Below are 13,647 nucleotides of genomic sequence, written 5' to 3' on the forward strand. Positions count from 1 at the left end.
CGGGGCCCGCGCCAGGCGCCCTAGGGGTTGTCACGGATACTCCCGGCCAGGGGCTCGGTGATAGAAAGAAGACCGCCTTTTGTTCCACGCCGCGCGCCGGAGCCGCCATGTCCCACCCTCTCTTACGCAGCGCGCCCCAGCAGTTCCTGGATTGCGCCAGCTGGAAGGAAAACATCAGCAACACCTTTGTGCCGCTGGAGGTGTCGGCCGCCGATCCGAAGCGCTTTCGCAGCAGCGTGGCGGTGGATTCGCTGGGCTGGATGCAGGTCTGCGAGATGCGCACCGGCGCGCAGCGCGTGCGCCGCACCCGGCTGCTGGCCGAGCGCGCCGAGGCGTCCGGCTACAAGGTCACGCTGCAGCTCGATGGCCGCAGCGAGATCCGGCAGGCGGCGCGCACCGCCTTGCTGATGCCGGGCGAATGGGGCATCTACGACACCACCCGTCCGTACGAGGTCGATGTCGACGACGATGCCCATTTCCTGGTGATGCAGGTGCCGGGCAAGCAATCCGAGGCCTGGCTGCCGGCCATGCGCAACGCGGTGGCGCGCAGCTTCAGCGCCCGCCACGGCTGTGGCCGCATGGCCATGGACCTGCTGCGGGTGGCGCTGAGCGAGCACGCGCACCTGTCGGACAGCGCGGCGCGCGACGCGGCCAACGCCGTCATGCAGATGATGGGGCTGGATATCAGCGAGCGGGCCGGTGGCGCGGGCGGGCAGGACCAGCTGGAAATGCGCCAGGCGCAACTGCGCCGCGTGCAGCAATACCTGGTCGAGAACCTGCACGACCCGGACCTGTCGCCGGCGACGGCGGCAGAGGCCCTGCGCGTGTCGCGCCGCTATCTGTACAACCTGTTCGCCCAGGCCGCCACGACGCCAGCCGATTTCATCCTCAGCGCGCGCCTGGAGCGCTGCCGCGACATGCTGGCCGACGCCGCGCAGACCGCGCGGCAGATCGGCGAGATTGCCTTCCGTCATGGGTTTTCGGATGCGGCGCGTTTCAGCCACGCGTTCCGCAACCGCTATGGGGTGTCGCCGTCGGAGTACCGGCGCCAGGGGCGCCTGCCGGGCGAATCGGCCTGAGGCCGGCGTAGCCGCGCGCTTGCGCAATGGCCGGCGCGGCCCGGTCCGATCAGAGGTTTTCCTCGTTGATGAGGTCTTCCTTGCCGTAGAACTTCACGCCGATGTGGATGCGTTCGCGGCCCTGCGCGCGGCGGTGGCGGTTGGTGTCGCGCAGCGAGTAGACGCAGCCGCAGTATTCCTGCTGGTAGAAGTTCTCGCGCTTGCTGATCTCGATCATGCGCGACGAACCGCCGCCCTTGCGCCAGTTGTAGGTCCAGTAGATCAGGTCGTCGTAGCGCGCGGCCGCGCGTTCGCCGCAGCCGTTGATCTGGTTCATGTCCTTCCAGCGCGAAATGCCGAGCGAACTGGTGATGGTGTCGAAGCCATGCTCGTGGGCGTACAGCGCGGTGCGCTCGAAGCGCATGTCGAAGCAGGCGGTGCAGCGCTCGCCGCGCTCGGGGGCGTCTTCCATGCCCTTGACGCGGTCGAACCAGTTGTCCATGTCGTAGTCGGCGTCGATGAACTCGATGCCGTGCTGCTCGGCGAAGCGGATGTTCTCCTGCTTGCGGATCTCGTACTCTTTGACCGGATGGATGTTCGGGTTGTAGAAGTAGATCGCATAGTCGATGCCGGAAGCCGTCATGGCTTCCATGACCTCGCCGGAACAGGGCGCGCAGCACGAGTGCATCAGCACCTTGCGGCGGCCAGCGGGCAGGTCGAGTTTGGGGCGCACGAGTTCAGACATGATCGAAAAGCAGGCGGTAAGGCGGAAAACTCCTTATTTTACGCTGAGTTGCCGCCTTGGCCAGCAGGCGCCGGCAAGCGCCGCCCGCAAGGCCTTGCCGCGGCTCAGCCCAGCACCGCGTCCCACAGCTCGCGCACGGCCGCGCGTTCGGCCTGCAACTGGTCGGGCGCCACGCGGGCCTTTTCCACGCCCTGCATGCGCAGCTGGTGCTGTACGCGCCGCAGCGTGCGGTAGGCGTCCCCGGCCCGGGTGGCCAGGGCCGGCTCGATCAGCCCGGCCTCGCCAGCCAGCCGCAGCAGGGTGATATTGCCCAGGTTGCGCACCAGCATGGGGTGGGTGCCGGCGTGGCACAGCACCAGATACTGGGTCACGAATTCCACATCGACCATGCCGCCGGCGTCGTGCTTCAGGTCGAACCTGTCGGTGTTGTTGGGGTGCCCGGCGTTGATCTTCTCGCGCATCGCCAGCACCTCCGCGCGCAGCTTGGCCGCGTCGCGCGGCATCACCAGGATGGCCTCGCGGATCTGCTCGAAGCGCTGGCCCACTTCGCTGTCGCCGGAGGCGTAGCGGGCGCGGGTCAGGGCCTGGTGCTCCCAGGCCCAGGCGTGCTTCTGCTGGTACTGCTCGAAGGCCTCGACCGACACCGCCAGCAGGCCGGCGTCGCCGTCCGGGCGCAGGCGCAGGTCGATCTCGTACAGGCGGCCCGACGACGTCATGGTGGACAGCCACGAGGTCATGCGGCGGCCCAGCTTGGCGTAGACCTCGGCGGCGTCCTCGCGCGGATCGTCATACAGGAACACCAGGTCCAGGTCCGAGGCGTAGCCCAGTTCCTTGCCGCCCAGCTTGCCGTAGGCGATGACGGCGAAGCGCGGCGCGGCGCCCGCGACCTTGTTCACCAGCGGCCAGGTGCGGCGGATGGTTTCCGTCAGCAGCAGGTCCGCCAGGGCCGACAGCTGGTCGGCGAGCTTTTCGACCGTCAGCTCGCCTTCCAGGTCCTGCGCCAGCAGCTGGAAGCTGGCCTGGCGCTGGACATCGCGCATCAGGTTCATCTGGCGCTCGATGTCGGGGTCGCCATCGGGCAGGCGGCAGGCGTCCAGGTCGGCGGACAGCTGGCGCGCGATCTGGGCGAAATCGAGCGGCTCGAACAGGGTGCGCCAGTCGATCAGGCTGTCCAGCAGCAGCGGGTGCTGCGTCAGGTACTGGGCCGCCCAGGGGCTGGCCGCGACCATGCGCGCGACCCGCGCCAGGGTGTCGGGGTACTCGGCCAGCAGCGCCAGATAGGCGCTGCGCTGGGCGATCTTCTCGATCAGGTCGAACAGGCGCACGGCGGCGTCCAGCGGCGCGCTGGTCTGGCGCGCGGCGCGCAGCGCGGCCGGCAGCAGGGTTTCCATGCGGCGCCGGCTGCTTTCGGGCAGGCTGCGCACGCGGTGGCTGCCCAGCAGCGTTTCGGTGCGGCGCAGCAGGTCGTCGGCCTGCTCGCCGAAGGCCAGGCGGATCTGCTCGGCCAGGGCGCATTCCTCGTCGGCTTCCTCGGCGGGCGTGTCGGCGCTGGCATCGGCGGTGTCTTCCTTGTCCATGCCGACCATGCGGAACACGTTGCGGAAGGTCCGCGAGACGAACTGGCGGTGCGCGGCCAGCGTGCTTTCGAAGTCCTGCGGGCTCAGTCCCAGCGCGGCGGCCAGCGCGGCGCGCTGGTCCGGGTCGCCCGGCAGCAGGTGGGTCTGTTCGTCCTCGCGGTATTGCAGCGCGTGTTCGGTGCGGCGCAGGAAGCGGTAGGCCTCTTCCAGGCGGCGCGCGTCGTCCTCGGGCACCAGGCCGGCGACCTGCTCGGCGTGCAGCGCCGCCAGCAGCCCGCGCTGCTGCAGCGCCGGCATGCGGCCGCCGCGGATCAGCTGCGCCAGTTGCACCACGAACTCGATTTCGCGGATGCCGCCGTCGCCCAGCTTGATGTTGTTGGCGCTGTCGATGCCGTTGCGGGCCGAGGCGCGGCGCTGCCAGTCCTGGCGGATGCGCTCGCGCAGCGCGCGCAGCGCGGCCAGCGCGTCGAAGTCGAAATACTTGCGATAGACGAACGGCACGCGCAGGCTTTCCAGCTGGCGGGCCTGGGCCGCGCTGTCGCTGCCCTCGAAGGCCTGGCCCGGCATCAGGCGCGCCTTGAGCCAGGCATAGCGTTCCCATTCGCGGCCCTGGCCGATCAGGTAGTGTTCCAGCGCGTCCAGGCTCCAGGCCAGCGGGCCGGCGTCGCCATCCGGGCGCAGGCGCAGGTCGGTCCGGAACACCTGGCCGTTGGCGTCGACCTCGGACAGCACCGGCATCATGCGCCGCGTCAGGCGGCCATAGAACTCGTGGTGGCTGATGCGGCGCGGGCCGTCGGTGTCGCCTTCCTCGCCGTACAGCATGATCAGGTCGATGTCGGACGAGACATTCAATTCACCGCCGCCCAGCTTGCCCATGCCGACGATCAGCATTTCCTGGGGCAGGCCGGTGGCCGGATCGCGCGGCACGCCGTGCACCGCGGCCAGGTCGGCGGCCACGCTGCGATAGGCGGCGGCCACCGCGGCATCGGCCAGCGCCGTCATCGCGCCCACCACTTCCTCCAGCGGCGCCTGGCCGGCCAGGTCGCGCACGATCAGGGTACTGAACACGCGTTCGCGCAATTTGCGCAGCACCTGGCGGCACAGGTCCACCGGCAGGATGTCGGGCGCGCCGGGGCCGGCCAGCTCCGCCTGCCATTGCGCCAGCCGCTCGGATGTGACCGGATGTTGCGCCGCTTGCGCCACCCAGGCGGCCAGATCCGGGTGGGCGTCGAGACGGCGGCGCAGATGGCCGGACCAGGCGAGGGCGGGGGCAAAAAGGGCGGGCGTGGACATGGCGATCGGACGAAGACGGATGGACGCGTTTCAGGTATAAGTGGGGACGATACCGCAAGACTATTCTCCTGCCCACCGATCCGTGTCTGTTTCAAAAAAAGTGTTCTGCTGCCTGTTCTGGGCGGTGCTGACCGTGTACGGCGTCGTGGCCATCGGGCTCCTGGGCGTCCGCTATTGGGTCTTGCCGCGCGTGGACCAGTGGCGTCCCCAGATCGAAGCCTACGCCAGTCAGGCGTTGGGCGCTCGCGTCACGATCGGCGCCATCCAGGCGGACTGGCAGGGCCTCAATCCCCGCCTGGATCTTTCCTCGGTCCAGGTCTACGACGACCAGGCCGCGCCGGTGCTGACACTGCCTTCGGTGTCGGCGGTGCTGGCCTGGCGCAGCCTGCTGACGCTGTCGCCCAAGCTGGTGCGGCTGCGCCTGGAACAACCCGAACTGACGCTGCGCCGCGATGCCGACAACCGCCTGTGGGTGGCGGGGCAGGGCATCGACCTGAATGCCAGCGATCACCGCTCGGACCTGGATCATCCGGCGCTGCGCTGGCTGACCGCGCAGCGCGAACTGCTCATCCATGGCGCCCGCATCCGCTGGCAGGACGAACTGCGCCAGGCGCCCGAACTGGTCCTGAGCAATGTCGATTTCCTGGTGCGCAACGGCAGCCTGTCGCACCGTTTCGTGCTGCGCGCCGATGCCGATCCGGCGCTGGCGCGCAAGGTGGACCTGCGCGGCGAATTCAACCGCAGCCTGTTCAGCGCCAACGCCGCCAGCCCGGCCAACTGGAGCGGTCAGGTCTATGCCGAGCTGGATGACGCCGAGCCGATGGCCTGGGCGCCCTGGATGTCGCCGCCGGCCATCAAGGGGCGCGTCAGCGCCCGCGCCTGGCTGCAGCTGGATCATGGCACCTTCACCAGGCTGACCACCGACGTGGCCGCGCGCGGCGTCGATTGGGCGTCGGCGCCGGACGGCCCGGCGGTGCGCGGCGGCTACGCGCAGTTCCGCATCGAGGGCACGCCCGGCGATTTCGTCCTGAGCGAGCAGGTGCCGCTGGCGCGCAGCGCCGGCGCGGCGGACCTGTCGGTCAGCGGCCGCGTCGAGCAATTGCGCGTGGCCTTGCCCGGCGTCTTCGAACAGCCCGAGCTGGGCGCCAGCGAGATCGCGCTGGATGCCCGCGTCAAGGGCGTCGATGCCCGCGACTGGTTCGTCGACGTGGGCCAGTTGCGGGTCGTCAACGACGACCTCGATGTCCGCTTGCAGGGCCAGTGGCGCAAGGAAGGCAAGAGCGCCGCGGGCAGCGTCGACATGCGCGGCACGCTGGTGCGCGGCGCCATGAACGCGATCCACCGCTACCTGCCGCTGGAGGTCAACGCGGACGCGCGCGAATGGCTGGCGACCGGCTTGCCGGCCGGGCAGATGGAGTCGGCCTCGATCACGCTCAAGGGCGACCTGGACGAATTCCCCTTCGGCGCCCCCGGCTCGACCGGCGAGTTCGTCATCGCCGGCGCCTACACCGGCGCCAAGGTCGATTACGCGCCGGCCCGGACGCACCGCAAGGGCTGGCCGATGCTGGAGAACCTGTCGGGCAACTTCCGCGTCGACAAGGTCGGGCTGGTGCTCGACAGCCCGGGCGGGGCGGTGGCCCATACCGGGCCGGGCCAGACGGTGACGCTGGGGGCGGTCACCGCCACCATCCCCGACATGGAGAACAACGCCGAACTGACGGTCAACGGCGACACCAGCGGGACGGTGCCGGCCTACCTGGCGCTGTCGGACAGCTCGCCGCTGGGCCAGTTGCTGGACGGCGCGCTCGACGAGGCGCGCGGCACGGGCAACTGGCGCATGCCGCTCAAGCTCAAGGTGCCGTTGATGAACACCGACGACACCCAGGTCGAAGGCAAGATCCAGTTCGCCGACAACACTTTCACCTTCATGCCGGAAATGCCGCTGCTCAGCCAGATGCACGGTGACCTGGAGTTCTCGGAAAAGGGCGTGCGCACCAAGGAAATCCGCGCCCAGTTCCTGGGCGGCCCGGTCAAGATCTCGGGCAGCCTGGCGCAGCCGACGGACGCCTTGCGCTTCGAGGGCGTGCTGGCCGGGTCCGGGCTGGCGCAGATCAGTAATACGCCGTCGATGGGGCGCTTTTCGGGCAAGACCGCCTACAAGGGCAAGGTCGGCTACCAGCGCGGCGGCTCGGTGGAGCTGTCGATGGAGTCAGACCTGACCGGCCTGGCCATCGACATGCCGGCGCCCGTCGGCAAGGCGGCGCCGCTGGCGCGGCCGCTCAAGCTGCAATGGGGCGCGGCGCAGGACCGCGGCGCCAAGGGCCGGCGCTGGCTGACCGCCAGCCTGGGCGACAACATCAACGCGCTGTTCGAGCGCGATCCGAGCGATGCCTCGCCGTCGTACTTCGCGCGCGGCACGCTCGGCATCGATCGTCCGGCCAGCCTGCCCGAGCGCGGCCTGAGCCTGAGCGCCACGCTGCCGGAGCTGGACATGGATGCCTGGGAAAAGGTGTCCGACGGTTTCGACCCGCCGCCCGTCAAGGGCCGGCCGGCGCCGCGGCCGCTGTTGCCCGCGCCCGAGCGCGTGAGCCTGGCCACCGGCCTGCTGCGCACCAGCGGCTATACGCTCAACGACCTGACCCTGTATGCCACCCGGCCGGCTCCGGCCCAATGGCGCGTGGATATCCAGTCGCGCCAGGCGGCGGGCTCGCTGTCCTGGCGCGAGGCCTCCGGCGCCATCGCCGGCCAGATCACCGCGCGCTTCAAGCACCTGGCGCTGGGCGGCGCGGACGACACCAACGAGGCTGACAAGGCGCTGTCCTCGGGCAACGACCTGTCGGACATTCCGGCGATCGACCTGCAGGCCAAGGAATTCCGCCTGTACGGCAAGAACCTGGGCGAGCTGCAGGTGCTCGGCACCAACCTCGAACGCGGCCGCCAGTGGCGCCTGGACAAGCTGTCGATCACCAATGACGCCGCCACCTTGAACGCCACCGGCGCCTGGCGCCTCGAAGGCCCGGACCGCGGCCTGACGGTGGATGCCACCGCCAAGTTCGAGAACGTGGGCAGCTTCATGGACCGCATCGGCTTCGAGCACGTGGTGTCGGGCGGCACCGGCGGCATCAAGGCCAACGTGACCTGGCGCAACCTGCCCTGGACCCACAATATCGCCGACGTGATCGGCGATGCCGAGATCACCCTGGACAAGGGCCGCTTCATGCACGTGAATTCGCGCACGGCGCGCCTGCTGGAGCTGCTGTCGCTGCAATCGCTGCAGCGCCTGGCGCGGCTCGACGTCAATCCGACCAACCTGCTGCGCGACGGCTTCCCCTTCGATACCGTGCGCGGCCAGATCAAGCTGGCGGACGGCTTGCTCAAGACCGAGGGCTACAAGATCAACGGCCCGGTCGCCGCCATCGTGCTGGCGGGCGACGTCAACATCGTGCAGGAGCGCTGGAACCTGAAGGCGGTGGTGATTCCCAACCTGGACGCCAGCGGCGCGGCGATGGTCACGGCGCTGGCGGTCAATCCGCTGATCGGCCTGGGCGCCTTCGTCACGCAATGGCTGCTCAAGCAGCCGCTGGCGCGCGCCATGACCATGGAATACGCCGTGACCGGCAGCTGGGACGATCCCAAGATCGACCCGATCGACGACTCGGGCAAGCCGGCGCCCAAGCAGACGCCCAAGCCGCGCAGCCTGGAAGAATTCATCGAGCACTGATCCGGCCGCCGCTTCCTGACATTGGGATACAGACCGTACAGACAGCAACGCGCCGGCGCCATTAAGCTCTCGCCAGTCCCGATACCGATGGAGTCGTCGCATGGCCAAGTCCCGTATCCGCCTGGCAATGGTGGTCGCATTGATGAGTGTTTCCGCCGGGGCCCATGCCCTGAGCCTTGCCCTGCCCACGGTCTCCGAGGCGACCGAGGCCATAGTCGACATGCTTGCGGGCACCGGCCTGTCGCGCCCGTCCGAGGTCAAGCTGGGGACCTGCGTGGTCGCGGAAGACGCCACCCATCCGGGGCAGGTCGCCTGCACGGTGGCGGTGACGATGGGCGCCGCGGTCAACGAGAACCAGATGGACTTCTACAAGGAAGGGAACAAGTGGAAGGCCCAGCCCAGCATGTCGCAGGACAAGCTGCCGTTCCCCGACCCCAAATTGCATTGAGCGCCAGCTTGAAGAGATGCCGGGCTGAGTGACCGCCGTCGGAGCGGGCTGCTCCGGCGCAACGCGCGTCCGGCCCGCGCGCGATCCCGGCCCCAGAAAGCATTTGGCGAGGATCGCCGTGGGGCAATCCTCGCCAAATCGATGCGTGCGCCCGGCATGCGGGCGGCGACGGCTTACTTCTTCTTCATCATGTCGAAGAATTCGGCATTGGTCTTGGTGGCGCGCATCTTGTCCAGGATGAATTCCATGGATTGGACTTCGTCCATGTCGTGGATGAACTTGCGCAGCACCCAGACCTTCTGCAGCAGGTCCGGCGCGATCAGCAGTTCTTCGCGGCGGGTGCCCGACTTGTTCAGGTTGATGGACGGGTAGACGCGCTTTTCCGCCAGGCGACGTTCCAAGTGCACTTCGGAGTTGCCGGTGCCCTTGAATTCTTCGTAGATGACTTCGTCCATGCGGCTGCCGGTCTCGATCAGCGCGGTGCCCAGGATGGTCAGCGAACCGCCTTCCTCGAGGTTGCGCGCGGCGCCGAAGAAGCGCTTGGGACGTTGCAGGGCGTTGGCGTCGACACCGCCGGTCAGCACCTTGCCGGAAGCCGGAACCACGGTGTTGTAGGCGCGGGCCAGGCGGGTGATCGAGTCCAGCAGGATCACCACGTCCTTCTTCATTTCGACCAGGCGCTTGGCCTTTTCGATGACCATTTCGGCGACCTGCACGTGGCGGGTGGCGGGCTCATCGAAGGTCGAGGCGACCACTTCGCCGCGCACGGTGCGCTGCATTTCGGTCACTTCCTCGGGACGCTCGTCCACCAGCAGGACGATCATGACCGCGTCGGGGTAGTTGGTGGTGATGGCGTGCGCGATGTGCTGCATCATCACCGTCTTGCCCGACTTGGGGCTGGCGACGATCAGGCCGCGCTGGCCCATGCCGATGGGGGCGAAGACGTCGAGGATGCGGCCCGTCAGGTTCTCTTCGCTCTTGATGTCGCGTTCCAGACGCATGGTCCGGTTCGGATGCAGCGGCGTCAGGTTCTCGAACATGATGCGATGCTTGATCGCCTCGGGCGCCACGCCGTTGACCTTGTCCACCTTGACCAGGGCGAAATAACGCTCGCCATCCTTGGGCGTGCGCACTTCGCCTTCGATCGAGTCGCCGGTGTGCAGGTTGAAGCGGCGGATCTGGGACGGCGAGATGTAGATATCGTCCGTGCTGGCCAGATACGAGGTCTCGGGCGAGCGCAGGAAACCGAAGCCGTCGGGCAGGACTTCCAGCACGCCGTCGCCAAAGATCTGCTCGCCCTGCTTGGCGCGCCGTTTCATGATGGCGAACATCAGCTCCTGCTTGCGCAGGCGGTTGGCGTTCTCGATTTCCAGGCCAGCGGCCATTTCCAGCAGCTGCGAGACATGCAGCGCCTTCAGTTCGTTGAGGTGCATCGCGGTGAGTGTTGGGGGAAAAGTAAAGGAGGGTTCTGGCGGCGCGCCACGGACGGGCTCGCGCGGTATGGAAGCAGCGCCGCCCCCAGGGCGGCGCCTTCGTTCACAGCACGCAGTTTACAACGCGCCGTCCAGGAATGCGGTGAGTTGCGACTTCGACAGCGCGCCAACCTTGGTGGCGGCAGCCTGGCCGTCTTTAAAGAGCATGAGGGTGGGGATGCCACGGATGCCGTACTTGGCGGCGGTGCCCTGGTTCTCGTCCACGTTGAGCTTGGCGATCGTCAGGCGACCGGCGTATTCGGTGGCGACTTCTTCCAGGATCGGGGCGATCATCTTGCAGGGGCCACACCAGGCAGCCCAGTAGTCCACCAGCACCGGCTGGCCGGACTTCAACACATCGGCATCGAAGCTCGCGTCACTGACGTTCTTGATTTGGTCGCTCATGATGGTGATTCTCGGGTTCGGCAGCAAAAGGCGAAAAAAGGGACGCCTTGCCGTTGTTCTTGTTTGTGGAATGGATTAAAGCATACCACTGTCAAAAACAACAGGCATACCACTGTTTATAACAACAGTACTTGCCGCTTTTGTGTAGGATATCGCGGCGCAGTTATCGCGATCCGGGGCATTGAACCCGGATCCGCTGGCTGTGTCTCTATCGTCATCCTACCGAATTCGGAGCTGGTCAGGTCGTGCGCATCCCACCCGGAGCCGCGCAGAATCTGGGCTTATCCGTAAAATGTCGGTTTTTTTCCACAGATGTTGGGGATAACTTGGCCACTCCACGTTACAACGAGGCGTCCATCCGCGTCCTGAAGGGGCTGGAACCCGTGCGGCAGCGCCCGGGCATGTACACCCGCACCGAAAACCCCCTGCACGTCGTGCAGGAGGTCATCGACAACGCCGCAGACGAAGCCCTGGCGGGCTACGGCAAACAGATACAGGTCACGCTGCACATCGATGGCAGCGTGTCCGTCGAGGACGACGGCCGCGGCATTCCCGTCGGCCTGCATCCCGAAGAAAACGCCCCCGTGGTCGAGCTGGTCTTCACCCGGCTGCACGCGGGCGGCAAGTTCGACAAGGCCGGCGGCGGCGCCTACGCGTTCTCCGGCGGCCTGCACGGCGTCGGCGTGTCCGTCACCAATGCGCTGGCGACCCGGCTCGAAGTCGTGGTCTGGCGCGATGGCGCCGTCAACCGCCTGGTGTTCAAGGGCGGCGACGTCGCCGAACCGCTGGCGCCCTTCGACCAGGGCGGCCGCAAGAAGTCCGGCACCCGCGTGCGGGTCTGGCCGGACGCCAAGTATTTCGACAGCCCCAACATCCCGTTGGGCGAGCTGACCCACCTGCTGCGCAGCAAGGCCGTGCTGCTGCCGGGCGTGAAGGTCTCGCTGGTCAACGAAAAGACCGGCGACACCAAGACCTGGCAGTACCAGGACGGCCTGCGCGGCTACCTGTCCGAGGCCCTGGCCGGCGCCGAGCTGATGGTGCCGTTCTTCGAGGGCGAGCAATACGCCGGCGCCGACCACGAAACCTTCGCCGAAGGCGAGGGCGCCCAGTGGGTGGTGGCCTGGACCGAGGACGGCAACGCGGTGCGCGAGTCGTACGTCAACCTGATCCCGACGCCGGCCGGCGGCACGCACGAATCGGGCCTGCGCGAAGGCCTGTTCGGCGCGGTCAAGGGCTTCGCCGAGCTGCACAGCCTGCTGCCCAAGGGCGTCAAGCTGCTGCCCGAGGACGTGTTCGCCCGCGCCAGCTTCGTGCTGTCGGCCAAGGTGCTCGACCCGCAATTCCAGGGCCAGATCAAGGAACGCCTGAACAGCCGCGACGCGGTGCGCCTGGTGGGCGGTTTCTCCAAGAGCGCGCTCGACCTGTGGCTGCACAGCAATGTCGAATACGGCAAGAAGCTGGCCGAGCTGGCCATCCGCCAGGCGCAGGCGCGCCAGCGCTCGGCGCAGAAAGTCGAGAAGCGCAAGAGCTCCGGCGTGGCGGTGCTGCCCGGCAAGCTGACCGACTGCGAATCCAGCGACGCCACCCGCACCGAGGTCTTCCTGGTCGAGGGCGACTCGGCCGGCGGTTCGGCCAAGATGGGCCGCGACAAGGAATTCCAGGCCATCCTGCCGCTGCGCGGCAAGGTGCTGAACTCCTGGGAAGTCGATCGCGACCGCCTGTTCGCCAACAACGAAATCCACGACATCTCGGTTGCCATCGGCGTCGACCCGCACGGCCCGGGCGACTCGCCCGACCTGTCGGGGCTGCGCTACGGCCGCATCTGCATCCTGTCGGACGCCGACGTCGACGGCTCGCACATCCAGGTGCTGCTGCTGACGCTGTTCTACAAGCACTTCCCCAAGCTGGTCGAGGCCGGCAACGTCTACGTCGCCAAGCCGCCGCTGTTCCGCCTGGACGTGCCGGCGCAGGGCAAGCGCCCGGCGCGCAAGATCTACTGCCTGGACGAAGGCGAGCTGGAAGCCGCGCAGGACAAGCTGCGCAAGGAAGGCTCGCGCGAAAGCGCCTGGTCGGTCAGCCGCTTCAAGGGCCTGGGCGAAATGAACCCCGAGCAGCTGTGGGAAACCACCATGAATCCGGACACGCGCCGGCTGCTGCCGGTGGGCTATGGCGACCAGACGCCTGAAGACACCACCCGCATGTTCGACATGCTGATGGGCAAGGGCGAGTCCTCGCAACGCCGCGCCTGGATCGAAGAAAAGGGCAACCTGGCGGAGCTGGACATCTGATGACGCCGTCCGCGTCCCCGCCGCCGGCCGCCACCATGGCGGTCGACCTCAGCGCCGATGACTACGCCGAATTCGCGGCGTACGTCTACCGGCGGCCCGAGCTGCGCCGCCGCCGCTACCTGTCGCACCTGCGCTTCGCGGTGCTGATGGTGGTGGTGCTGCTGGGCTACCTGGTCTGGCAGACCTGGGACGGGCATGGCCCGAACTGGAGCCTGCTGCTGCCGGTGTACTTCGAGGGGCTGGCGGTGGGCCTGGGCATCTTGGCGGTGTTGACGCTGGCCTACGAGTTCGTGCTGCCCGGGCTGGTGCGCATGAACACGCGCCGCATGCTGGCCAAGCGGCCCGACGGCCTGTTCCTGGGGCGCCACCAGCTGGTGTTTGGCGCCGACGGCATCGAGGACAGCATCGCCGACGCCTCCGGCCGCATCGACTGGGCCGACGTGCGGCGGGTCGAGGAAACGCCGCAGCATCTGTATGTCATCCTGGGGACGCTGCAAGGCGTGATCATTCCCAAGCGCGGGCAGGACGCCGCCACGCTGGACGCGGTGCGCGTCCAATTGCGCGAGCACGTGGCCGATGCCCAGCTGCTGGGCGCCGCGGCTCCCCAATGACGCCGTTTCAATGAATCTATCTACCTGAA

The 13,647-nt window shown here is 67.9% G+C and carries 9 protein-coding genes; 5 read left to right on the forward strand and 4 right to left on the reverse strand.

Annotation, left to right across the window (positions count from 1 at the left end; all coding sequences use genetic code 11):
- The first annotated feature begins 107 nt into the window (after positions 1-107).
- On the forward strand, positions 108-1,079 hold the full coding sequence (locus AC1HFW_RS03010) for an AraC-like ligand-binding domain-containing protein (RefSeq protein WP_198484702.1): 972 nt from the start codon (positions 108-110) through the stop codon (positions 1,077-1,079).
- 49 nt (positions 1,080-1,128) lie between these two features.
- On the opposite strand, the gene AC1HFW_RS03015 is transcribed toward AC1HFW_RS03010, so the two are convergent.
- The gene (locus AC1HFW_RS03015; protein WP_006393936.1) at positions 1,129-1,803 is read right to left on the reverse strand and encodes an epoxyqueuosine reductase QueH; all 675 of its coding nucleotides are present in this window, start codon (positions 1,801-1,803) and stop codon (positions 1,129-1,131) included.
- A 104-nt stretch (positions 1,804-1,907) separates the two neighbouring features.
- Positions 1,908-4,673, reverse strand: a complete 2,766-nt coding sequence (gene glnE, locus AC1HFW_RS03020) for a bifunctional [glutamate--ammonia ligase]-adenylyl-L-tyrosine phosphorylase/[glutamate--ammonia-ligase] adenylyltransferase (protein WP_479281731.1) — start codon at positions 4,671-4,673, stop codon at positions 1,908-1,910.
- 100 nt (positions 4,674-4,773) lie between these two features.
- Here glnE and AC1HFW_RS03025 point away from each other — a divergent pair, with 100 nt between their 5' ends.
- Positions 4,774-8,394, forward strand: coding sequence for a YhdP family protein (locus AC1HFW_RS03025; RefSeq protein ID WP_479286453.1), 3,621 nt, complete (start codon positions 4,774-4,776; stop codon positions 8,392-8,394).
- 100 nt (positions 8,395-8,494) lie between these two features.
- The gene (locus tag AC1HFW_RS03030) at positions 8,495-8,842 is read left to right on the forward strand and encodes a hypothetical protein (RefSeq protein ID WP_006393940.1); all 348 of its coding nucleotides are present in this window, start codon (positions 8,495-8,497) and stop codon (positions 8,840-8,842) included.
- A 173-nt stretch (positions 8,843-9,015) separates the two neighbouring features.
- Here the strand turns inward: AC1HFW_RS03030 and rho are convergent, their stop codons facing one another.
- Positions 9,016-10,275, reverse strand: coding sequence for a transcription termination factor Rho (rho, locus tag AC1HFW_RS03035; RefSeq protein WP_006218533.1), 1,260 nt, complete (start codon positions 10,273-10,275; stop codon positions 9,016-9,018).
- 117 nt (positions 10,276-10,392) lie between these two features.
- Positions 10,393-10,719, reverse strand: a complete 327-nt coding sequence (trxA, locus tag AC1HFW_RS03040; RefSeq protein WP_006387817.1) for a thioredoxin TrxA — start codon at positions 10,717-10,719, stop codon at positions 10,393-10,395.
- 326 nt (positions 10,720-11,045) lie between these two features.
- Between trxA and parE the strand changes: the two genes are divergently transcribed.
- Positions 11,046-13,007, forward strand: coding sequence for a DNA topoisomerase IV subunit B (gene parE / locus AC1HFW_RS03045; protein WP_035360153.1), 1,962 nt, complete (start codon positions 11,046-11,048; stop codon positions 13,005-13,007).
- Entirely contained in the window at positions 13,007-13,618 is a 612-nt protein-coding gene (locus tag AC1HFW_RS03050; protein WP_479281734.1) for a YcxB family protein, read from the forward strand. The genes parE and AC1HFW_RS03050 overlap by 1 nt, the downstream gene beginning before the upstream one ends.
- Positions 13,619-13,647 lie beyond the last annotated feature (29 nt).

The organism is Achromobacter sp. ISS7 (assembly GCF_056523125.1).

Bases quoted from the DNA above. Each gene is read 5' to 3' on its own strand.
- AC1HFW_RS03010 (WP_198484702.1), top strand. From the start codon at position 108: ATGTCCCACCCTCTCTTACGCAGCGCGCCCCAGCAGTTCCTGGATTGC.
- AC1HFW_RS03015 (WP_006393936.1), bottom strand. From the start codon at position 1,803: ATGTCTGAACTCGTGCGCCCCAAACTCGACCTGCCCGCTGGCCGCCGC.
- glnE (WP_479281731.1), bottom strand. From the start codon at position 4,673: ATGTCCACGCCCGCCCTTTTTGCCCCCGCCCTCGCCTGGTCCGGCCAT.
- AC1HFW_RS03030 (WP_006393940.1), top strand. From the start codon at position 8,495: ATGGCCAAGTCCCGTATCCGCCTGGCAATGGTGGTCGCATTGATGAGT.
- rho (WP_006218533.1), bottom strand. From the start codon at position 10,275: ATGCACCTCAACGAACTGAAGGCGCTGCATGTCTCGCAGCTGCTGGAA.
- trxA (WP_006387817.1), bottom strand. From the start codon at position 10,719: ATGAGCGACCAAATCAAGAACGTCAGTGACGCGAGCTTCGATGCCGAT.
- AC1HFW_RS03050 (WP_479281734.1), top strand. From the start codon at position 13,007: ATGACGCCGTCCGCGTCCCCGCCGCCGGCCGCCACCATGGCGGTCGAC.